The 20,899-nt window shown below is 64.5% G+C and carries 23 protein-coding genes; 7 read left to right on the top strand and 16 right to left on the bottom strand.

Annotation, left to right across the window (positions count from 1 at the left end):
* Window positions 1–171 precede the first annotated feature (171 nt).
* The 4 genes from B9A19_RS23300 to B9A19_RS09305 all read right to left on the bottom strand — a co-directional run bounded on the left by B9A19_RS23300 (window position 172) and on the right by B9A19_RS09305 (window position 6,677).
* Entirely contained in the window at window positions 172–2,022 is a 1,851-nt protein-coding gene (locus B9A19_RS23300; RefSeq protein WP_281249554.1) for a carbohydrate-binding protein, read from the bottom strand.
* 381 nt (window positions 2,023–2,403) lie between these two features.
* Window positions 2,404–3,594 carry an MFS transporter gene (locus tag B9A19_RS09295; protein ID WP_084090513.1) on the bottom strand — a complete coding sequence of 397 codons (1,191 nt, stop codon included), beginning with the start codon at window positions 3,592–3,594 and terminating at the stop codon, window positions 2,404–2,406.
* 158 nt (window positions 3,595–3,752) lie between these two features.
* Entirely contained in the window at window positions 3,753–6,095 is a 2,343-nt protein-coding gene (locus tag B9A19_RS09300) for a TonB-dependent receptor (RefSeq protein WP_217807027.1), read from the bottom strand.
* A 174-nt stretch (window positions 6,096–6,269) separates the two neighbouring features.
* Window positions 6,270–6,677, bottom strand: coding sequence for a DUF2946 domain-containing protein (locus tag B9A19_RS09305; protein WP_084090514.1), 408 nt, complete (start codon window positions 6,675–6,677; stop codon window positions 6,270–6,272).
* A 250-nt stretch (window positions 6,678–6,927) separates the two neighbouring features.
* Between B9A19_RS09305 and B9A19_RS09310 the strand changes: the two genes are divergently transcribed.
* The 4 genes from B9A19_RS09310 to B9A19_RS09325 all read left to right on the top strand — a co-directional run bounded on the left by B9A19_RS09310 (window position 6,928) and on the right by B9A19_RS09325 (window position 11,633).
* Window positions 6,928–8,271 carry a LicD family protein gene (locus B9A19_RS09310; RefSeq protein WP_084090515.1) on the top strand — a complete coding sequence of 448 codons (1,344 nt, stop codon included), beginning with the start codon at window positions 6,928–6,930 and terminating at the stop codon, window positions 8,269–8,271.
* Window positions 8,268–8,933 (top strand): IspD/TarI family cytidylyltransferase, encoded by a 666-nt coding sequence (locus B9A19_RS09315; protein WP_084090516.1) that lies wholly within the window; start codon window positions 8,268–8,270, stop codon window positions 8,931–8,933. The genes B9A19_RS09310 and B9A19_RS09315 overlap by 4 nt, the downstream gene beginning before the upstream one ends.
* The gene (locus B9A19_RS09320) at window positions 8,930–10,186 is read left to right on the top strand and encodes a RuBisCO large subunit C-terminal-like domain-containing protein (protein ID WP_084090517.1); all 1,257 of its coding nucleotides are present in this window, start codon (window positions 8,930–8,932) and stop codon (window positions 10,184–10,186) included. The genes B9A19_RS09315 and B9A19_RS09320 overlap by 4 nt, the downstream gene beginning before the upstream one ends.
* A gap of 82 nt (window positions 10,187–10,268) precedes the next feature.
* Window positions 10,269–11,633, top strand: a complete 1,365-nt coding sequence (locus B9A19_RS09325; RefSeq protein ID WP_217807028.1) for a tetratricopeptide repeat-containing glycosyltransferase family protein — start codon at window positions 10,269–10,271, stop codon at window positions 11,631–11,633.
* Between the two features lie 3 nt (window positions 11,634–11,636).
* On the opposite strand, the gene B9A19_RS09330 is transcribed toward B9A19_RS09325, so the two are convergent.
* Window positions 11,637–12,182: a carboxymuconolactone decarboxylase family protein gene (locus B9A19_RS09330; protein ID WP_084090519.1), complete on the bottom strand. Its 546-nt coding sequence runs from the start codon at window positions 12,180–12,182 to the stop codon at window positions 11,637–11,639.
* A gap of 139 nt (window positions 12,183–12,321) precedes the next feature.
* Between B9A19_RS09330 and B9A19_RS23040 the strand changes: the two genes are divergently transcribed.
* Entirely contained in the window at window positions 12,322–12,444 is a 123-nt protein-coding gene (locus tag B9A19_RS23040; RefSeq protein WP_245804314.1) for a helix-turn-helix domain-containing protein, read from the top strand.
* Window positions 12,445–12,932: 488 nt separating this feature from the next.
* Here the strand turns inward: B9A19_RS23040 and B9A19_RS09345 are convergent, their stop codons facing one another.
* Entirely contained in the window at window positions 12,933–13,385 is a 453-nt protein-coding gene (locus B9A19_RS09345) for an Lrp/AsnC family transcriptional regulator (protein ID WP_084090521.1), read from the bottom strand.
* A 124-nt stretch (window positions 13,386–13,509) separates the two neighbouring features.
* Between B9A19_RS09345 and B9A19_RS09350 the strand changes: the two genes are divergently transcribed.
* Window positions 13,510–14,043: an RBBP9/YdeN family alpha/beta hydrolase gene (locus B9A19_RS09350; protein WP_084090522.1), complete on the top strand. Its 534-nt coding sequence runs from the start codon at window positions 13,510–13,512 to the stop codon at window positions 14,041–14,043.
* Window positions 14,044–14,120: 77 nt separating this feature from the next.
* On the opposite strand, the gene B9A19_RS09355 is transcribed toward B9A19_RS09350, so the two are convergent.
* From B9A19_RS09355 to B9A19_RS09370, 4 genes are read right to left on the bottom strand one after another with little or no spacing between them, the layout of a single operon-like run.
* Window positions 14,121–14,489, bottom strand: coding sequence for a hypothetical protein (locus B9A19_RS09355; protein ID WP_084090523.1), 369 nt, complete (start codon window positions 14,487–14,489; stop codon window positions 14,121–14,123).
* Window positions 14,490–14,533: 44 nt separating this feature from the next.
* Window positions 14,534–15,283: an alpha/beta hydrolase gene (locus B9A19_RS09360; protein ID WP_084090524.1), complete on the bottom strand. Its 750-nt coding sequence runs from the start codon at window positions 15,281–15,283 to the stop codon at window positions 14,534–14,536.
* A 16-nt stretch (window positions 15,284–15,299) separates the two neighbouring features.
* Window positions 15,300–15,752, bottom strand: coding sequence for a YaiI/YqxD family protein (locus B9A19_RS09365; RefSeq protein ID WP_084090525.1), 453 nt, complete (start codon window positions 15,750–15,752; stop codon window positions 15,300–15,302).
* 3 nt (window positions 15,753–15,755) lie between these two features.
* Window positions 15,756–16,493, bottom strand: coding sequence for a pyridoxine 5'-phosphate synthase (locus B9A19_RS09370; RefSeq protein ID WP_084090526.1), 738 nt, complete (start codon window positions 16,491–16,493; stop codon window positions 15,756–15,758).
* A gap of 240 nt (window positions 16,494–16,733) precedes the next feature.
* Here B9A19_RS09370 and B9A19_RS09375 point away from each other — a divergent pair, with 240 nt between their 5' ends.
* Window positions 16,734–16,940 (top strand): DUF1059 domain-containing protein, encoded by a 207-nt coding sequence (locus B9A19_RS09375; RefSeq protein ID WP_084090527.1) that lies wholly within the window; start codon window positions 16,734–16,736, stop codon window positions 16,938–16,940.
* 74 nt (window positions 16,941–17,014) lie between these two features.
* Here B9A19_RS09375 and adk read toward each other — a convergent pair whose 3' ends face one another.
* The 6 genes from adk to B9A19_RS09405 all read right to left on the bottom strand — a co-directional run bounded on the left by adk (window position 17,015) and on the right by B9A19_RS09405 (window position 20,781).
* Window positions 17,015–17,671: an adenylate kinase gene (adk, locus tag B9A19_RS09380; protein ID WP_084090528.1), complete on the bottom strand. Its 657-nt coding sequence runs from the start codon at window positions 17,669–17,671 to the stop codon at window positions 17,015–17,017.
* Window positions 17,672–17,695: 24 nt separating this feature from the next.
* Window positions 17,696–18,493 (bottom strand): 3-deoxy-manno-octulosonate cytidylyltransferase, encoded by a 798-nt coding sequence (gene kdsB, locus B9A19_RS09385; RefSeq protein ID WP_084090529.1) that lies wholly within the window; start codon window positions 18,491–18,493, stop codon window positions 17,696–17,698.
* A gap of 5 nt (window positions 18,494–18,498) precedes the next feature.
* Window positions 18,499–18,684, bottom strand: a complete 186-nt coding sequence (locus B9A19_RS09390) for a Trm112 family protein (RefSeq protein ID WP_084090530.1) — start codon at window positions 18,682–18,684, stop codon at window positions 18,499–18,501.
* A complete protein-coding gene (gene lpxK, locus B9A19_RS09395) occupies window positions 18,665–19,669 on the bottom strand; it encodes a tetraacyldisaccharide 4'-kinase (protein WP_084090531.1) in 1,005 nt (334 codons plus the stop codon). The genes B9A19_RS09390 and lpxK overlap by 20 nt, the downstream gene beginning before the upstream one ends.
* Window positions 19,670–19,748: 79 nt before the next feature.
* On the bottom strand, window positions 19,749–20,162 hold the full coding sequence (locus B9A19_RS09400) for an ExbD/TolR family protein (RefSeq protein WP_084090532.1): 414 nt from the start codon (window positions 20,160–20,162) through the stop codon (window positions 19,749–19,751).
* A gap of 10 nt (window positions 20,163–20,172) precedes the next feature.
* The gene (locus B9A19_RS09405) at window positions 20,173–20,781 is read right to left on the bottom strand and encodes a MotA/TolQ/ExbB proton channel family protein (protein ID WP_084090533.1); all 609 of its coding nucleotides are present in this window, start codon (window positions 20,779–20,781) and stop codon (window positions 20,173–20,175) included.
* Window positions 20,782–20,899: the final 118 nt, after the last annotated feature.

Below are 20,899 nucleotides of genomic sequence, written 5' to 3' on the forward strand. Positions count from 1 at the left end.
AAGTCTGCCTGACGTTATTGGCAAGAAATTAACGAATACATGAATCTAGTTTGAAATTTATTGGAAAGAAATATGACAAAGCATTCTCTGGTGATTTTTTAATCGGCGAAGAATGTTGGTGCCGGACAAAAAAACGCCGACCCGCAGGCCGGCGTTTCATTTGCTGCCGGTTTATTGCAACTGCACGTTGGTGGTGGCGGCAAAGCTGCTGCCCAACGTGGTTTCCAGGTTGCCGATGGCCGCTTCCAGAACGCCGAAGATCTGGGCGCGCTGTGCCGCATTGCTCAGGTCCAGCGTGGCCGATGCGGCAACGCCCTTCTGCGCCAGTGCGGCGTTGAACGCAGCCTGCGCCTGCGCCACGGTAATGTATTGCGACTGGCTGCTGCTGGTGGGATAGGCCAGCGTCGCAAACACCTTGCCGAATACCGTGGACAGGTTGCCCATGTTGAATGCGACATGGATGTTGGCATTACCGAAGGTGGTGGCACTGCTGGTCGGGATCGGGTTGCCGTAGAACTGGTCGAGGTAGTAGCGCACCTGATACGGATACTGCTCGTAGGTGTCCTTGCTGCCCCAGACCGAGCTATAGGCGTTGACCTGATTTACCGTGGCGGTGGTCGCCGTGGCGCCCAGATGACTGTAGCTCTTCATCAGGGTGCCATAGTAGCCCTGGTTGTAAGCCACGTTCAGCATCACATCCAGGAAACTACCCGGCAGGGTCTTGAAGTTGACCAGCGCATTGTCGTAATCAGGTTGCCACGGCGTAGTCCAGCCCCCGGTGCCCTTGCCGATGGCGGAGAGCGAGATCATGTCGAGATAGTGGAAGTAAGCCGTCACCACCGGGCTGTAGTACTTGTTGTTGAACGACGGTGGCGTGACCTTGGTGTTCTGCGTTGGCGCCTCGGCCATGGTGTAGCCGATGTTCTTCTGCAGCGCGATGAAGTTGACCAGCGAATGGCCGCCCGGCGTATAGCTGCCGTTTGCCATGTCTGCCGCGTAGTTGTTGATCTGGTAGGGACCGCCCTGGCCGCCGCCCATCACGGCCTGTTGATCGGGCGACGAATCAATCAGGTCGCTGCTCGACTTGTACAGCTGGGTCGCCAGGTTTTCCTGCAGCAGCTGGCCGAGCACCGAGCCGTACAGATAATCCTTGTTGTACTGGATGCCCGGGTAGGCGCTTTCTACCAAGTGGCCGTACATCACGCCGGCGATCATGTTGGACATGATGAGGTCGGTGTAGTTGTCGCCATCCAGTGTCATGCTGTCTTGCGCCGTGCTGGCGCCCAGCAACAGGTGGAAGTTGAGCGTGCCGCTGCTGACCACGCCGGACGGATTCGGCGTCGGCGTCACGCCCGGCACCGGGGTGGCAGTCGGTGTGCTGGTCGGGACCGGGGTTGCGGTCGGCTTCGGTGTGGCGGTAACCACCGGGGTCGGCGTGGTCGGGGCGGGGGTTGCCGTCGGGCCGCAGGTGCCGTTGTCGGTCCAGGGCAGACCATCACCGGTGCTGCTGGACGGTATATTGCCTTGCGTCCACCACTTGGCGGTGTAGGTGTGGCCGTTGTAGCTCACCTGTGCGCCGCCGCTGTACGCGGTGCTGCTGTTCCAGGCCGCAGCACTGCAGCTGCCGGCAGCCGGTGTCGGCGTGGCAGTCGGCACCGGGGTACTGCTGGGCTTGGGTGTGGCCGTCGGTGTGCTGGTCGGCGCCGGTGTGGCTGTCGGGGCAGGGGTTGCCGTCGGCTTGGGTGTTGCCGTGGGGGCAGGAGTCGGGCTGCTGCCGGTATCGGCGCCAAGGTCTTGCCACAGTGTTGGCGTGGTCGACGGCGTCCAGCCGGCGCCGGTATAGGCGGTATGTGTGACAAGGGCTTTGTAGTCGTGGCCGTTGTAAACCACGATGGTGCCGGCGGTATACGTCGTGCCCTCGGCCCAGGCCGGGTAGGCTGCGTGGGCTGCAATCGAGCTTGCCAGCAGCACAGCCGCCAGCAGACCCGACATGCGCGCATAAGCGCGGGTGCGTGGGTGCATTGGTCATCCTCCTTCAGGACTTGACGGGCAGGGCCGTTGCCACGGCCTTGCCCCGGGTTTCCGGGGTCGTTGCCCCGGATTGGCTTATCGCCCGTGCGCGGATGCGTGCGGGCGTGTCTGCATGTTCCGCAGCGGCAAAAGCACGTCAAGCCTGGGGGTGCAAGGTGGCGGTAGGGGAGGGAAAGCCGCCTGTTACAAAACGGAGGAGGGTGCTGTCGGCCCGTGTTGCGCAGCAATCAAGCCGGGGCAAGACCCCAGTAAAATCCGGCGCTGGCGGCCATTGGGGTCATGTGGCAATGCAGCATGCAGTGCCGCTGTTTGCAGGCGTGTAGTCCATTGCGTGCACTGGTGTATGTGTAACGAAATATTCGCGTGTCGTGCTTAGGTTGCACCTTCGCAGGCCAGTGCAGTCTGGCGTGCGTGGTGGCGCAGCGACAACAGATAGATGGCGATGCCGGCCAGCGGCAGCAGCGCGCCCACCCAGGAAGTCGATGTCCAGCCCAGCCCGGCGGCAATCGCCGCCCCGCCCAGCCACGCACCCAGCGCATTGGCGATATTGAAGGCTGAATGGTTGAGCGCGGCGGCCAGCGTCTGCGCATCGTTGGCTACATCCATCAGCCGCACCTGCAAAGCCGGGCCAAGTGCTGCGCCGGTGCCGATCAACAGAATGTTGAACATCGCCAGCCACCAGACGTGCGCGGTGAAATAGAACAGCGCCGTTACCGCCACGTTCCACACCAGGATGCCGCCGATGGCGGGCAGCAAGGCACGATCGGCCAGCTTGGCGCCGACCACATTGCCCAAGATCATGCCGCAGCCGAACAGGGTGAGCACGGCCGGCATCCATGCCACCGGCAGCCCGGCAACCTTGGTCATCGTCGGCGCCACATAGCTGAATACGCAGAACACGCCGCCAAAGCCCAATGCACCGATGCCCAGGGTCAGCAGCACCGGCATGTGGGTGAGCGCGCCCAGCTCGCGCGACGGGCTGGCCTCGGCATCGCCGGGCTGGCGGGGCACCCAGCGGTGGATCAGCCAGCACGCCAGCGCGGCAATCACGCCGACGAACACAAAGGCCGCGCGCCAGCCCCAGTGCTGGCCCAGCCAAGCCGCCAGCGGCACGCCGGCCAAGGTGGCGGTGGTCAGCCCCAGCATCACCCGGCCGACGGCCTGCGCCCGCTGATTGGCCGGCACCAGCGATGCAGCCACCAGTGCCGCTACGCCGAAATAGGCGCCGTGTGGCAGGCCGGCAATGAAGCGGATGGCTACCATGCTCCACAGCGACGGCGACAAGGCGGTAACGAAGTTGCCCAAGCCAAAGCAGGCCATCAGCACGATCAGCAGCAAATGGCGCGGCCAGCGCGCGCACAGGGTGGCCAGTACCGGTGCACCGATCACCACGCCGAGCGCATAGGCGCTGATCACATAGCCGGCCTCGGGCACGCTGACCTGCAGTTGCGAGGCTACATCGGGCAGCAGGCCCATGATGACGAATTCGCCGGTACCGATGGCAAAGCCACCCAGCCCCATGGCAAGTTCGGCTTTGACGCTTTGTCTGGCGTTGGTGGTCATGCTGGCTCCTGCCTTCTGCAACGATCAGGCGCCATTTTATCGCTGTTTTGTACTGACTAAAACGATACAGCAAGCAGGGTCTTTCCCTGATCATGTTGCCAACATGCAGCAAAAAGCCCGCATGCGTGGGCATGCGGGCCTGGCTGGGTGCGACGTGGTCAGAGGTCGAACTTCAGCTCGGCGTAGTAAGTGCGCTGCGGGAACGGGTGATACAGGTAGTAATCGCGGTTGTTGATGTTGTCGATGCCGACCGCTGCCGTCCACTGCTTGTCGAGGCGGTATTGCACCCGTGTATCGAGCACGAAGAAGGACTCGAAACCCATATAGGTGTGCGCATTGGTATCGGTGTTGTCGACCGTGGCGTACTGCGTGCCGCTGTAACGCCCGGCCAGCGTGAAGCTCCAGCGCTCGTTCGGGCGATAGGTGGCCACGGCAGTGGCGCGCCAGTCCGGGATATAGGGCGTGCGCTTGCCGACCGAGGTGGCACCGGCCATGCTCGGCACATAGCGGTCATTGGCGGTGATGCGCGCATCAACGTAAGTGATGCTGCCCGACAGGTCCAGCCCGGCGATGAAGGCATCGCGCTGGTCGGCGACGATCTCGATGCCGCGCTGGCGCGTGGCGTCGACGTTCTGCATGAAGCTCGTCGGCGCTGCCACGCCGGGATATTGGGCTGTTTGCGAAATCAGCGCATCGCGCACGTGTTCCTCGAACAGCGAGATGCGCAGCTTGCCGTTGTCGAAGGCGCGCTCGAAGGCCAGTTCGCCGCTGGTGACGGTTTCCGGCTTCAGATTGGGGTCGGCACTTTGATAGGTGCTACCCACCTGGATGGTTTGGTACAGCTCGCCCACAGTGGGGAAGCGCACCGCACGGCCGAGCGAGCCGGTGATCAGCCAGTCCGGCGTGGCCGACCAGGCGATGGAGAGTTTCGGGCTGACCGCGTCGTCCGAGCGGCCCGGCTGCTGCACCGTCACCAGCTTGCCGGCGCTGTTGGTCAGCGAGTTAGCGCCATCGAAGGCGCGCCAGTTTTCGTAGCGCAGGCCCAGGGTGGCGGTGATGTCCGGGTGCCAGCGCCAGGCATCTTGCAGCCACAGCGCAGCGGTGCTGCTCTTGCCGCGTGCATCGCTGAACAGCGTGGTGGTGCTGTCGCTGCGCCAGTCGCTGGTGTTCCAGGTCGGGCTGGCCAGCGTATAGCGGTCGTAATGCACGCCGCCGCGTACGCGGTGCACGTTGTCACTGCTTTTCCAGCTGGCGCTGGCGTCCAGCGTGGTCCAGCCGGTGCCGCCCATGTCGAGGATGCGGCCGGCACCGCCTTGCTGCGCGCTGGTATAGGGAGTGACGGTGCTGCTGCGCTCCTTGTGCGTGGCATAGTCATAATTCGCCAGTGCCACATTCCAGCCGATGTTGCCTGCACCCTTGTCGCTCAGGGTCAGGCTCTGCATCACGTGCAGCGCATCCTTGCTGCCGGCGGAGAACTGGCCGGCGATGCTGCTGGCGCTGTACACCCGCCCGTTCAGGCTGACGTTGCCACTGTTGCCGCCGTAGTAGGGATTGCCGTTGGCATCGCGCAGGTAACTGTCTGCTGCGGTGCCGGCGCTGTTCTGCCAGAAGCCCAGCGTGTAGGCGGCCTGCAGCGTGGGGGTGACGTCGTAGGCCAGCTTGAGCTTGGCGTTGTCCTGAACGGTATGGGTGAGGTTGCCTGCACCCAGCACCACGATATCGCCGCCGGTGCGGTTCCTGTCGGCCAGCACGCCGCTGATGACGGGTGTGGCGGCGCTGCTGGCGGTGCTGCTGCGCGCAAGGTTGGCATAGGTCACCGGCTGGCTGAAGCTATCCAGATGGCTGGCGCTCAGCCAGTACGACCAGTTGCCGCTGCGGTTGCCAAAGTAGGCCGAGCCTTGCCCGGCGCGGAAGTTGTCGTGCGTGCCGTACTGGTCGAATTGCTGCTGGCTGCCAGTGAGCTTGATGCCGGCCTCAAGCTTTTGCGGCATGCGGGTGCTGATGTCGGCGACGAGACCATACGAGTTGCCCGGATAGGCTGCCGAATACGGGCCATACAGCACATCGATGCGCTCGATTTCCTGCGGCGACACCATGAACCAGCGTGGCGAGCCATTGCCGTTATTGTTGTTGATCAGCGGGGTCAGCAATACGCCATCGGCGTAAACCAGCGAGCGGGCGCTGGCGTTGATGCCGGTGGTACGGCTGGCAATGGGGGCATCGGTATCGCCGATGAAGCGTTTGCGCACCAATACATTGGGCAGGTACTTGAAGCTGTCCTCGGTGTTGACCGCGTTCACGGTTTGCGCGAGTTCATCGCGTGTGCGGCCCTCGTTGCTGTTGGGTGCTTGCAGGCGTGTGGCTGCAGAGGGCGTGTCGGAAATCACGACCGCCGGCAGCTCTGCAGCAGGGGCATCCGCGGCCTGGGCGGGCAGCGTGAACAAAGGCAGCAGCAGGGCGGCCAGCGGGGTAAGGCGGGCGGGGCAGTACGAAGTCATCATGCATCCTGTCAGCGGCCGCTGCCCGGCGACTCCTGCGCGCGGTATCGACGGCCGACACAAGCCCGGGGAGCGGGCAGTTGGCTGGTGCACGCGATCAGGCGCGTGCGTGTGCGGGCCGTCGTCAGCGACGGCCGGAACGGGCCGGCAGGATGAAAGGGCGGGAGTTGCGCGCGCTCAGACTACGCTGCCGGCCTGGGCCGGCTGCGGCGGTGCACGGGGTTGCGCGCTGGTCCACGCATACAGGCGAACCGGTGCGGTGTAGAAACGTGCGGGGGCGTCGTAGTGCGCCAGCGGGATTTGTAGTGCTGCTTGCGTCGCCAGCGGCATGCCGCCATGCCAGCTATGGGTGTGGCAATACGCGCAGGCATGATCGGCATGGCTGCCGGGCAGCTGGCCATCGTCACGCTGCACCGCGCCTGCCAGCAGCAGGCCGGGGCGGACGGCAGGGCCGGTCGAGCACAGTTCGGCATTGGCCGGGCTGCTCAGCAACTGGCTCAGCCCGGGCGCGACGAAACCGGTCAGGTGCGCCACGAAGGCGAACCAGACGACGAGGTAACGAAGCGCGAGGCGGCGGGCGAACATGGGGGGAGTGTAGCAGCAGGATGCCGGACTGCTGCCGGCGGCGCTGTTTTTTGCCCTTGAGTGTTGCGCATCGGATGCCCATGGCGGTGTATCGGCGTGATTGCGCTTTTTTTACGGAACGAATACATCGCGCAGCGTTACCTGACGTTACAATTGGCGCCCGCTGATCGCCTCGCCGCGCATCAGGCCCCAAGCCATGATGAAGTGGGCCCCATGTGGGAAACGCGTCTATTCAATACCAGGCCTCAGGATGAGCGATCCGATATTCGTTGCAACACCGCTGCCGCAGCTGCAGCGGGATTTACTGGCCGCAGCCGGAAGCCCGCCCCTTTTGCAGGCTTATCTGGAAAGGTTGCAGCAGCTGCGCGATGCCGCGCAGTTCGACGCCTTGCGGCAGGCCGCGCAATGGCTGTGCACGCATTTCCCGGCCTGTGCGCCCGGCTGGGGCTGGCTGGCGCGCGCCTGTATCGCGCTGGGTGAGACCGGGGCCGCATTGGGAGCGCTTGATGCGCCTTCGCTGGCGATGGCGCCACAGCACTATCTGCAATGCTGGCGTGGTGAGCTGTGTCTGGAGATCGGTGCGCTGGATCGCGCCGCCGATGCACTCACGCGTGCACTATCGGTTGCGGATGACGCTTTGCTGCCCAAGATCAAATATCACTGGCAACGTCTGCTCTGGCTGGGCGTGGCCCATGGCTATCGGGATGCTGCCATTTCCTACGCCACCCGGCTGCGGCAGGCCTATCCGCATGACGCCTGCTGGCCGCATATCCTCTGCTCCGCTTACCAGGACAGTGGCGAGATCGCTGGCGCATTCCAGCAGGGCAGACAGGCTGTGGCGCTGTATCTGGATGGTGTGGCCGATGCCGGGCCACTGGATGTGCATGCGGTGCCGCATTTCGTGCGCCCCGAGGCCGAAGCCATCCTCGACAGGGTGCGGGCGGCGCTGGATGCGGCGGGAATTCAATGGTGCCTCTACGCCGGCACCTTGCTGGGCGTGATACGCGATGGCGAATTGCTAGCGTATGACAAGGATCTCGATATCGCCATTCCCGCTGCAAGCAGCCGGGATGCCGTGATCGAAACCATGCGGCTTGCGGGCTTCCAAGCGGTGCCCGAAGGCGCAAATCCAGGCGAAGAGATGGCGTGGCGCATCATCTTCGCCACGCCGGATTCACCGATTTCGCTCGACGTGTTCTTCATTCATCCCGACGGGGACGAGCATGTACGGCTGGGCATGCAGCATGCCGGTCACCCTGTACGCTGCCGCCTGCCCCGCTTTGACTTCGGCCTGCATGACTGGCGCAACTCGCTCTGGCCTGTACCGGCTGACCCGGCCGCTTTCTTGCTCAGCTTCTACGGCGATGGCTGGCGCGAGCCCGACCCTTACTTCAACACCGTGCTGTCCAACCGGGGCCGCACCGCAGCGTCGATACCCGTGGTGCTGGGCTATGGCTACGGCTGCCTGTACCGGGCCCTGCTGGCAGAAAAATACGCCAAGGCGCTGTCGCTGTGCGCGCAAATCCAGCGCCTGCAGCCCGATCCGCTGTTAGACAGACTGGCGGGTGAATTGCGGGCCAGACAAGCGGCATGAACAGTGGACTGGACGACACGCTCAGCATCGTCATTGCTGCAGCGGGGGATGGCGCCCGCCTGGGTCTCGGCCCCAAGGCACTGCTGCCACTGGGCGGCAGGATGCTGCTGGAGGCTGTATGCACCAAGGCGCGCCGGATCGCAGGCGAAGTCATGGTCGCCGCGCCCGCCAGCCGCATGGCGGAGTGGCAGCGGCATGCCACAGGCTGCGCGGTGATTGCCGGGGGCGAGAGTTTTTTGCGCACCACCGCATCGCTGGCGCAGGCGGCAAGCCGGCGCAAGTTGCTGGTGTGGAGCGTGGCAGCACCCTTCGTGAGCGAACCGGTGCTGCGCCGCGTTGCTGCCGGGGTGCCGGAGGGCGGGGTTTGCGCGGTATTACAGCCCAGCGACGTACCGCTGGCCGCCATGCAAGATGGCGCGGTGCGCGAATTCCTGCCGCGCGATGCGGTCATGGCCGTGCAGGGGCCGCAGGCCTATGATCGTGCCGCGCTGCTTGATCTGATCGCACGGGCCACCGATGCGGACTGGCAGCAGCAGTCATTCCTGCAGGTTGCCCTGCGCCACGGGCAGCCCGTCGCCACCGTCATGGGCGAGAAAACCAATTTCAAGATCACTACGCCGGACGATTGGCGTCTGGCGCAATACCTGAAGGATTTGCTATGAGTTCGGCCGGCCTGTTGGTCGCGCGTGACCCGGCGCTGTATGCGTGGGACGACGCGTTGCGCGAGCAGGATTATCTGTTTGCCTGTTATGAAATCACCACCACGGTGGATGGCCACGCGGCCGCGCTGGGCATGGCCATGGAGCAAAGTGCCGCCACCAGCCATATTGCCGGCTATGTCGAGCCGACCATGCTGCTTGGCTACAGCATCCGCGTGCGGATGGTGCGATCCCTGGGGCAGGCCGTGCCCGTGGTGGGCAGCTATCAACTGGATACGCCGGTTTACGGTGCCGCAGCCGGTGCCGGTGCGCAGCGCTATCAAATCGAGCTGGCCGTGCCGCTGCGCCTGCTGGCCGGCAAACCGGCGCAGTTGTGGAACGTGGTGGTGGGCGAGCTGCCCAGGCTGGGCTATCTGACCGGCTTTGCCTTGCTGCGCGCTGATCTGCCCGCCAGCTTCGGCCCCGGCCCGGGCTTTGGTGCCGAGGCACTGCTGGCATGGTCTGCGCATGGCGCGGGCCCGCTGCTGTGCCGCTCGATGCGGCCTGCCGTGGGCGTGGACGAGGCAACCATGGCGCGCCTCAATCATGACGTGTTGCTGGGCGGTTTCGACATCGTCAAGGATGACGAACTGCAGGTGTTTGCCGACTTTGCCACCTTTGCCAGCCACGTGCGCGCCATGCTGGTGGCGCGCGACGCTGCCAGCGCGGCAACGGGTCTGCGCAAACGCTATATCGCCAACCTGATCTGCGAGCCGTGGGAGCTGGCCGAGCGTTGGGCACTGGTGTGCGAGCTCGGGGTCGATGGCGTGCTGGTGGCACCGTGGATACAGGGCATGGGCACGTTGCTGCAGCTGGCACGCCAGCGCCGCATGCCGATACTGGCGCACAACACGCTGGGCGAACTGTTCTCGCGCAATCCGGGTTGGCGCGTGGCACCCGCCGTGCTGGCACAGTGGCTGCGCGTGCTGGGGGCCGACCTGATCGTGACCGACGGGGACTTTGGCGATACACCGGGCGATGCCGACGCGCAGGCCGCGCTGGCCGCAGCGCGTGCGCCGCAGGGCGAATGCCGGGCGGTCCTGCCCATCCTGCAGGGGGGCAAGCAACCCGATGGCCTGCCGCGCTATCGCGCAGCGATCGGCAGTGATGCCTACATGCTGATCGTGGCCAGCTGGGTGGATCATCATCCGGACGGTATCGCCACGGCCGCAGCGCAGTTCCGGGCCGCTGTGGATGGACAGCCCGCAGCGGGGTGAACGGGCTCAGGCAGCTCAGCTTGGGTCGGGCCGGCCTGCACTGCTAGGATGGGCGCATTGCCATCTTCAGGAAGTCGCTACCGTGTCGAGCAATCAGGCGCTGGCCGAAGCGTTGTTTTTCGAAGGAAACCGCCATCTGGCCGCTGCCGAGCATGCCGCAGCGGCGGCCTGCTTTCGCGAGGCGGTCACGCTGGCGCCACAGCTGGCCGAGGCGCATGCCAATCTGGGCTTTTTGCTGGAACAGACCGGCCAGCTGGACGAGGCCGAAGCCTGCTACCGTCAGGCCATGGCCATCCTGCCCGACTGCCTGCAGCTGTATCTGAATCTGGGGGCGCTGCTGATGGCGCGCAAGGATTTTGGCGCGGCGGAGGCGCTCTACCGGCAGGCGCTGCGTTTTGCGGCGGGCGATCCGGCGCTGTGGTCCAACCTGGGCGTGCTGCTGGCCTGCCTGCAGCGCGACGACGAGGCCGAGCAATGCCATCGCACCGCGCTGGCCATCAACCCGGACTACGCCAATGCGCGTTTCAACCTTGCCTATGTGCTGCTGCGGCATGGTCGCTTTGACGAGGGCTGGGCAAGCCTGGAGGCACGCGACTGGTACGAGCGGCTGGCACAGTATTTCGAATTTCCGCGCTGGCAGGGTGAACCACTGGCGGGCCGCAGCGTGCTGATCGGCTTCGAGGCTGGCCATGGTGACATGATCCAGTTCTGCCGCTATGCCGCCGAACTCAAGCGCATGGGGGCCGAGCAGATCACCGTGGTGTGCCACCCGGGGCTGAAAACGCTGTTCGGCAGCATGATTGGGGTCGACGAGGTCTATTCCTTGCACGACGACGTGCCGACGCGCGGCTGGGATTACTGGACACCGCCGCTCAGCCTGCCGTACTACTGCCAGACCCGTCTGGATACCATTCCGGCAACGGTGCCGTATCTGCAGGCCGAACCCGCGCGCGTGGCCGCATGGGCCACGCGGCTGCCGGCGGCAAGGTTGCGCGTGGGTCTGGCCTGGCTGGGCAATCCGCGTTTCGAGAACGATGCCGATCGCTCATTGTCCGCGCTGGATATCCTCGCGCCGCTGGCCGCCGTGCCGGGTATACAGTTCATCAGCCTGCAAAAAGGCCGGGGAGAGGATGTGTCAGCCCCGATTGGCATGGCATTGCAATCGTATGCCGGTGAGCTGGGCGACTTTGCCGATACCGCCGCACTGATTGCCAATCTTGATCTGGTGATCAGCGTCGATACCGCCGTCGGCCATCTGGCCGGCGCGCTGGGCAAACCGTGCTGGCTGATGCTGCCCGACTACCGTGCCGACTGGCGCTGGCTGACCGGGCGTGATGATACGCCGTGGTATCCGCACACCCGGCTGTTCCGCCAGCCGCCGGGTGGCGGCTGGGGGCCGGTGGTAACGCAGCTGGCCGAGGCACTCGGCCAGCTGGCTGCCCGCTGAGCTTCAGCGCGCAGTGGCACGCACCACAGGGAAATCGATATCGGTGTGCGCTACGTTGTTGATGTAGTTGGTCAGCACGTTCAGCGCCACACCGGCGACGATTTCCAGCACGGCGGCTTCATCAAAACCGGCAGCGCGTACGGCAGCCAGTTCGGTGTCGTTTACCGTGCCGCGTTGTTCCAGCACATGGCGGGCAAAGCGCAGCGCGGCGGCGTTTTGTGCGTCGCTGCTGTGTGCATCGCGCGCCGCGTCGATTTCAGCCTGCGGCAGGCGGGCCACATTCAGGCCCAGATAGCTGTGCGCAGACAGGCAGTAATCGCAGCCATTGTATTCGGCAGTCGCCAGTGCGATGCGCTCACGCAGGCCCACGTTCAGCTTGCCCTTGCCCAGCGCGCCGTTCAGCGCCAGATAACCTTCCAGCGCGGCCGGGCTGTGGCCCACCAGCTTCATCAGGTTGGGCACCACGCCCAGTTGTTGTTGCACGGCAGCCAGCAGCGGCTTGCTGGCGTCCAGCGATTGTTCGACGGTGGGGATGCTGATGCGGCTCATGGTCTTGCTCCTCGGGTGGGGCGCCGGGCGATATGCCGCAGCGCATGCCGCTACTTTGCCGTGTTGGCTGGGCGAATAGAATATCCATAAAATACAAATTATTGTTTCGATTGGTGGAATAATTGATCGACTGCGTTTGATGGCTGCTTATGTGGCGGTGGCCGAGGCACAAGGTTTTACCGGTGCGGCGCGCAAGCTGGGCATGTCTGCCCCGGCGGTGACGCTGGCGGTGGCGGCACGGTTGGGTGTGCAATTGCTGTAGCAGACCACGCGGCACGTGCGGGCCACCGAGGCGGGCCAGCGCTATCTGGACGATGCCCGCAGCGCGGCTGCTGCCGCCGACGAAGCCGCCGGAGGCAGCAGCCGCGCTGCGTGGCCATGTTGCGCTGACCGCACCGGTACTGTTTGGCCGGCTGCACGTGATGCCGCTGGTGGCACGGTTAGCCAGCAGGTTAACTGGCCTTTTGCCGGCCGCTGCGCTTGCAGACGCGGCTGGCAGTCAGCAACAACGACAGCTGCATCGATGCGGCGCGGCGCGGTCTGGGCATCGTGCGGCTGATGTCGTATCAGCTGGCCGATGACACTGCCGCAGGTCGTTGACCTCCGTGCTTGGCATCCATGAAGAGGCCGCCTTGCCGGTGCACGTGCTGCATCTCGAGCACAAGGCGGGCCTGCCCAAGGTGCGCGGGCTGATTGATTTGCTGCTGACGCGCTTGCGTGCAAATCGCCACCTTAACCCACAGCAAGGGTTCAGCTACCCAGTGGCAGCGGTTTGCCAGGGTAACTGGCCAGCACGATGGAGGTGGTCACTGCACCCAGGGTGGCGAGCTGGTCAATCACTGCTTCCAGTTCGTTCATGGTCGGTACCGTCACCCGCACGATGAAGCAATCCTCGCCGGTAATGCGATCGGCTTGCGTGATGGCTGGTATTGCATCAAACAGTGTCAGGCAGCGTTTGATGTGCTCATGCGTGGTGCGCAGCCGGATATAAGCCGAGATTTCCATACCCAGCGGGCCTGGGTCTATGCGTGCGGCGTAGCCAGTGATCACACCGGCTTGCTCCATTTTTTGAATGCGTGCAGTCACTGCGGGTTGCGATAGGCCCACGCGTTTGCCGATTTCCGTATTGGATAGGCGCGCGTTCTGCTGCAGCAGCATCAGGATACGTCGGTCCAGCCGATCCGCTTCGTACTTTGGTTTCATCAGCAATATTCACCACTTTCCTGGATATGTGCCGAGATTGCCTTGTTTTTATTGGTTGTTCCATGGGATTTGCAGGATATCGCCTGCATACTTTAATGGAGGCAAAGACAAGGAGAAGTGCACCATGCAGATGGCTGCGTTGATTGTTCCCGGCATCGGCAATTCGGGCGCTGCCCACTGGCAAACCTTGTGGCAACAGCAATGGCCTTGGGCTACGCGCATTGCCGTGCCCGACTGGGACAGGCCAGTTCTGGCCGACTGGATGGATGCCATAGAACAGGGTGTGCTGCAGAGGGGCGGCGAGACGGTCATCATTGCGCATAGCCTGGGCTGTATCGCTGTTGCGCATTGGGCTGCTGCCACACGCTTGCGGGTGCGGGGTACCTTGTTGGTGGCGGTGCCTGACCCAGCTGGCCCGGCATTCCCGGCCGAGGCAGCCGGGTTTGTACTACCGCCGCTGCGGCCGCTGCCGTTTCCGGCGATTGTGGTTGCCAGCTGCGACGACCCCTACGGCAGCATGGCGCACGCCAGCCGCTGTGCGCAGGGCTGGGGAGGCGAGCTGGTTAATGTGGGTGCATCCGGCCATATCAATGCGGCCAGTGGACTCGGTGACTGGCCGGCTGGCCGCAGCCTGCTTGGCAGGCTGTCAGGCACCTGAGCTGGAGTGGCTAACAGGCTGTGCCGGGAGATGGATGCTGTTTGGCCCGCAGATGACGGGCGTGGATAGACAGGCACTTATGCGGAGGCCTGGTAAATCTGCTGCAGCAGCTGCTCGGCATCGCCGTGCAGCACCTTGCGCAGCTCGATGCGCACATCGTGTTGCGGCAAGCCCAGTTCGGCCAGCGTGGCCAGCACTTCGTCGAATTGCTCGCGCAGTGAGGGCTCGGTTTTGCCGCGCCGGTCGCTGAATGCCGCGGCCAGGGTGGCGCCACACTGACAGAGGCGCCTGGACTCGATCACGCCGGGATGCGGCTCGTGCGCGGTTTCAGGCAGTGCGCGCGTACTGGTCAGGTATTGGGTAAAGCTCACATACTGCGTGCCGCACTGCGGGCACTGGCGCGGATAGGCCAGCAAATGCGCCGGGCTGGGGTCTGCATGCGTCATGGCGCCACTCCTGGTGACGGCCGCTTGCTGCGGCGCTCAATCCACTATAGCTGTGCCCGGCGGGTGTTTCGAATGAAGCTGCCCAGTGTGTCGGCCAGCACCTGACGGTGTACCACGCGCCCGAACACGTGATCGGCCCCGGCTATCGGGGTCCAGCGTGCGCCGGCAATCGCGTCGGCAATCTGCCGCCCTTCGCCAAAGGGCACGGTCATGTCCAGCGTGCCGTGGACGACCTGCACGGGCAGGTCGAGTGCAGCAGCATCGGCTTGCACCTGCAGCGAGCCGGCTTCATCGCGCAGCGCCTGGGTCACTTCCAGCCCGAACCAGTCGATATTGCCGTTGGGCAATGCATGCGCCAGTGGCCAGATGCCGTCGAGGATGCCGCGCAGATTACCGGCGGGTGCCAGCAATTGCAGCGAGGCCAGCCCGGCATCGCGCGCGGCCTGCATGGCGACGATGCCCCCCATCGAAAAGCCGGCCAGGTGCCAGCGCAAGCCCGGGTATTGGGCCACCAGCGTGTGCAGCAGCCAGCGCGTCTGCGCCACCTGCCCGGCGACCGAAACATCGGTGAAATCGCCGCTGCTCTCGCCACAGCCCAGGAAATCGAAGCGGAACACCGCCAGGCCGCTATCGGCCAGCCGCCGCGCCAGATCGACAAACAGATAGGTGAACTCGCCCCGGTTGCCGGTGAACCCGTGCAGCAACAGCACTGCATCGGTGGCTTCGGCAGGCTGGTGGGCGGTGCCCACCAGCGTATGTTGGGCGTAATCCAGATACAGCGTTTTGACGGTCATCGGCGGCTCGCTGGGGTCAATGTCTTGGGCGTCTGGCCAGCGCAATATCGAGCTGGCGGGCAAAGCGTTGCTTGTCGGCTGCCGACAGTGCCGGCGGGCCGCCCGTCTGCACGCCGCTGGCGCGCATGGTCTCCATGAAGTCGCGCATGGTCAGCCGCTCGCGGATGTTTTCGGTGCTCATCACCTCGCCCCTGCTGTCGAGCACCTGCGCGCCCTTGGCAATGGCCTCGGAGGCGAGCGGAATGTCGCCGGTAATGACCAGATCGCCCGCCTCGACGCGGCGGGCGATTTCATCGTCGGCCACATCAAAGCCCTGCGGCACCTGCAAGGCGCGGATATAGGGCGATACCGGCACCGTCAGCAACTGGTTGGCGATAAAGGTCAGCTCGACCTGCGTGCGCTCGGCTGCACGGCAGAGGATTTCGCGGATCACCTTGGGGCAGGCATCGGCATCGACCCAGATGCGCATGCCTCAGCCCGCCGCCTTCAGGATGGCGACATAGCGCTGCACCGTTTCGGTGTAGCCGTAGTGCAGCGCTTCGACGGTCAGCGCGTGACCGATAGACACTTCGAGGATGTCGGGGATGACGAGGAAATCAGCCAGGTTGTCCAGATTCAGGTCGTGGCCGGCATTGATGCCCAGCCCGGCCGCGCTTGCGGCGGCGGCCGCTTCGGCAAAGCGGGCGAATTCGGCAGTGAAATCATCCTGCTCGTGCTGGTGGGCAAACGACTCGGTGTACAGCTCGATACGATCGCAGCCGGTGGCCGGAGCCAGCACGATCTGCATTGGGTCGGGATCGACGAACAGGCTGACGCGGATGCCGGCGGCTTTCAGCTCGGCGACGATGGGTTTGAGCTTGTCGAGATCGCGCGCAATGTTCCAGCCATGGTCCGAGGTGATCTGGCCCGGTTCGTCCGGCACCAGCGTGCACTGGTGCGGTCTGGCGGCCAGCACCACGTCGAGGAAGGCGCGATCCGGGTAGCCCTCGATATTCAGCTCGGTGCCCGGGTATTGGGCAACGACTTCTTTCAAGGCGGCCACATCGCTGTAGCGCGCATGGCGCTGGTCGGGGCGCGGGTGGATGGTGACGCCGGCAGCACCAGCCTTGAGCGCCAGATGGGCAAAGTGGCTGATGCTGGGGTAGTCGCGCCCGCGCGAGTTGCGGATCAGGGCGATCTTGTTCAGGTTGACGGAAAGTTGGGTAGGCATGAGTTGAAGCCCGTCTCGTTCGGCGTGGTGTACAGCATGTATTGTCCCTGCCTTCGCGGCCTTGAGCCAGCACAGATTGCGCCGCAGCAGGCGGGTACACGGCGGGTGCGCCTCCGGTTGTCGGCCCGGGCGGATGGCCGGTGGCTGCCAGGGCGCGGCGGTCGGCCGTGCAGGTGGCGGCGGGGCTATAAACCAAGGGCAGCGCGTGCTGCATGGTGTTCAAACTATCTGGAGTGCGTGATGAATCGTTTATACATCGATTGCCGCGACGTACCGGGCAGCACTTGCTCGGTGGCCATCACGGCAGACAACAAGGAAGAATTGCTGGTCGCCGCCGTCGAGCACGCGGTAAAGGCACATGGCTATACCGATACGCCCGAATTGCGTGCGCAATTGCAGACCATGTTCAAGGTGGCACCCACCGTACCCCAGCGCAAGGCGGCGTGATGGACTGGCCTGGCGTATGTTGTGCAACATGAAAAAGCCCCGCATCGCGGGGCTTTTTCTGGCCGGCCAGACGATCAGGCGCCCAGTGCCTTGAAGATTTCGTTCTTGATCGCGTCGACATCGCCCACGCCGTTGACCTTCACGTACTTCGGTGCGGTGGCGTCGCCCGAGGCAGCCTGCTTGCCGTAGTAGCTCACCAGCACTTCGGTTTGCTCATGGTAGACCGCCAGGCGCTTGAGCACGGTTTCTTCGCGGTCGTCGTCGCGCTGGATCAGGTCTTCACCGGTTTCGTCGTCCTTGCCTTCCACCTTGGGCGGGTTGAACTTGACGTGGTAGGTGCGGCCCGAGGCCACGTGCACGCGGCGGCCAGCCATGCGCTCGACGATGGACGAATCCGGTACGTCGATTTCAACCACGTAGTCGATTTCCACGCCGGCATCGCGCATGGCATCAGCTTGTACGGTGGTGCGCGGGAAACCGTCGAACAGGAAGCCCTTGGCAGCGTCCGGCTGCGCAATGCGCTCTTTCACCAAGCCGATGATGATGTCATCGCGCACCAGGCCGCCGGCATCCATGATGGCCTTGGCTTCCAGGCCCAGCGGAGTGCCGGCCTTGACGGCCGCACGCAGCATGTCGCCGGTGGAAATTTGCGGAATGCCGAACTTTTCCTTGATGAAGTTGGCCTGGGTGCCTTTGCCGGCGCCGGGGGCACCAAGAAGAATCAGTCTCATCGTCGTTCCCTGTTTTACGTTGGTTTATGAATTCTGTTGTGTGAAGAGGGCGCGCACGCGCGCCAGGTCTTCGGGTGTATCCACGCCGGCGGCCGGGGCGTGCGCAGCGATGTGCACGCCGATGGCGTAACCATGCCAGAGCACGCGCAGTTGCTCCAGTGCCTCGATCTGTTCCAGCTGCGACGCGGCCAGATCGCGGTAGGTGCGCAGGAAACCGGCGCGATAAGCATAAATGCCGATGTGGCGCAGCGCGCCCAATTGTTCAGGCAGGTGTTGCGCTGCAGCGACGGTTTGCACGCCATCGGTGCGGGTAAATGCATCCCGCGCCCACGGAATGGGCGCGCGGCTGAAGTACAGCGCGCGGTTGCGCGCATCCAGCACCACCTTGACCACATTCGGGTTGAAGAAATCGGCTGCGTCGTGGATCGGATGGGCAGCGGTGGCCATCGGCAGTGCGTCGTCGCTGGCCAGCTGGGCGGCTACGGCGTCGATCAGCGCTGGGTCGATCAGCGGTTCATCGCCCTGTACGTTCACCACGATGGCTGCGTCGGGCAGACCCAGGAGGTCGACCGCTTCGGCCAGCCGGTCGGTGCCCGAGCTGTGGTCGGCGCGCGTCAGCAGTGCTTGCTGGCCGGCGGCTTCGACGGCAGCGGCGATGCGCGCATCGTCACAGGCCACGTAAACCGCAGCGGCATGCGTCTGCAGTGCCTGTTCAACCACGCGCACGACCATGGGCTTGCCGCCGATGTCGGCCAGCGGCTTGTCGGGCAGCCGGGTCGATTGCAGCCGGGACGGAATCAGGATGGTGTAGCGCGCGCTCATGACGGTCAGCGCGGAATGTCTTCGGTGGGGTCCAGCGTGCGCGCTTCGCCTTCCAGCATCACCGGGATGCCGTCCTTGACGGCAAAGGCCAGGCGGTCGCCACGGCAGATCAGTTCCTGGCGGGGCTTGTCATACACCAGCGGGCCCTTGCAGACCGGGCAGACGAGGATTTCAAGCAGTTTGGCGTCCATGTTTCAGTTTCTCGCTAAGCCACGCAATCAGATCGGGCTGGATGACAGCCGTAACGGGCAGGACCCAGATTCTAGCACCCGCATCGCCCAAATCCGGCATTGCCGCGAGTTTGACCGCATCTTTCTCGGTCACGATCAGCGTGCCGGCTGGCAGATCGGCCACAGTGAACGCGTGGTGGTCGGGGAAGTCATGCCCGGCAAACTGCAGGCCAAGGCCGCGCAAGGTGGCAAAAAAACGCTGCGGGTTGCCAATGCCGCACACGGCAGTCAGCGGGCCGGGCAGGGCAGCGACGCTGCGGGTGATGGTGGCATTGTCCAGCCGGTAGGGCACGCCTGGCACCAGCTGCATGCGAAAGCCGTGCGGGTGGGCCGGCATGTCGCCCTCGCCGTTGACGACTACGGCATCAACCGATTGCAACCGATCCACCGGCTCGCGCAGCGGCCCGGCCGGCAGCAGGCGGCCGTTGCCGAAGCCGCGCTGGCCGTCGATCACGCACAGCTCGATATCGCGGCCCAGTGCGTAGTGCTGCAGGCCGTCGTCGCACAGGATGATGTCCACCTCCGGGTGGGCCGCCAGCAATGCTTGCGCGGCGGCGGCACGCTGACGGCAGACCCAGACCGGCGCACGCGTGCTGCGAGCCAGCAGCAGCGGTTCGTCGCCCACTTGTGCGGGATGGCTGTCGGGGCTGACGGCCAAGGGCGTATCTGCCTGACCACCATAGCCGCGCGAGACAATGCCGGGGGTGTAGCCGGCCGCGCGCAGCCCTGCGGCCAGCGCGGCGGTCAGCGGCGTCTTGCCGGTGCCGCCGACGGTGAGGTTGCCGACGACGATGACCGACACCGGCAGCCGGGTGACCGTGCGGGCGCCACGGGCATACGCGCTGCGGCGCCGTGCCGCCAGCCAGCCGAACAGGCAGGACAAGGGCGAGAGCAGCAGCGCCAGCGGGTGGCGTGGTGCATACCAGGCACGCTCGATCAGCCGCATGCGGTCTGTCCTGGCGGCGAGTGACAAAAAACGGGGCCGCAGCCCCGTTCCTGTTGATCCGCGTGCGCGCAGCCTGGCATCACTTGGTCTGCGTGGCGAAGGTCAGCTTGCCGAAGCCCGCCAGCCGTGCCGCTTCCATCACGTTCACCACGCTCTGGTGGCTGGCCTGACCGTCGGCATTGATGACGATCATCGGGTCGGGATTGTTGCCGGCCGCCTTGCGCAGCTGCAGTGCAAACTCGTCGGGCGTGCTGAAGGTTTGCAGTTGTTCGTTGATGCTGTACTGGCCGCCGGCAGAAATGCTGATCTGCACCGTTTGCGGTGTTTCAGCTGCTTTTTCTGCATCGGCGGTCGGCAGGTTGATCTTCAGCTCGGCAAACTTCGAGTAGGTGGTGGTGGCCATCACGAAAATGAGGATCACCAGCATCACGTCGATCAGCGGAATGAAGTTGATTTCCGGCTCTTCCCGGTGGCGGCGTTGGCGGAATTTCATGTCGCGTCGCTCAGTGACGGTCGCCGTGGACCACTTCAACCAGCTTGATGGCTTGTTGTTCCATCTCGACGATGAAGCCATCCACCTTGCTGCGGAAGTAGCGATAGAACAGCAGCGCCGGCACGGCCACGATGATGCCGAAGGCGGTGTTGTAGAGGGCTACCGAAATACCGTGCGCCAGCATGGCCGGGTTGTTGCCGCTGGCCGGGTTTTGCGCGCCGAAGATCTCGATCATGCCGATCACGGTGCCGAACAGGCCCAACAGCGGGGTGACGGTGGCAATGGTGCCCAGTGCCGACAGATAGCGTTCCAGATCATGGGCAACGGCACCGCCGATTTCCTCGATCGATTCCTTCATGATCTCGCGGCTGCTTTTTACATTCTTCAGGCCGGCGGCCAGCACGCGGCCCAGCGGACTGGTGGCAGCAAGCTTGGACAGCATTTCCGGCGTGACGCCGTGGCTGCGGTATTCCTGTACTGAACGCGCCAGCAGGCCCTCCGGCAGCACCAGGCTTTTGCGCAGGGTGAGCAGGCGTTCAATGATGATGGTCACGGCCGTGACGGAAGCGGCGATAATCAACCAGATCGGCCAGCCGGCGGCTTCGATGATTCCGAGCATGGTGCGTGCGTCCTTTTCGGGAGGGCTTTGAAAACGGCGTAACTGTAGCCGGATTGCGGCTTGCGCGAAAGGCCCGCCGCTATGCGCTGCCTTGCGTGGCCGATGGACGTCAAGACTT

Origin of the sequence: Andreprevotia lacus DSM 23236, assembly GCF_900176275.1 — a bacterium.
Taxonomy (GTDB): Bacteria; Pseudomonadota; Gammaproteobacteria; order Burkholderiales; family Chitinibacteraceae; genus Andreprevotia; species Andreprevotia lacus.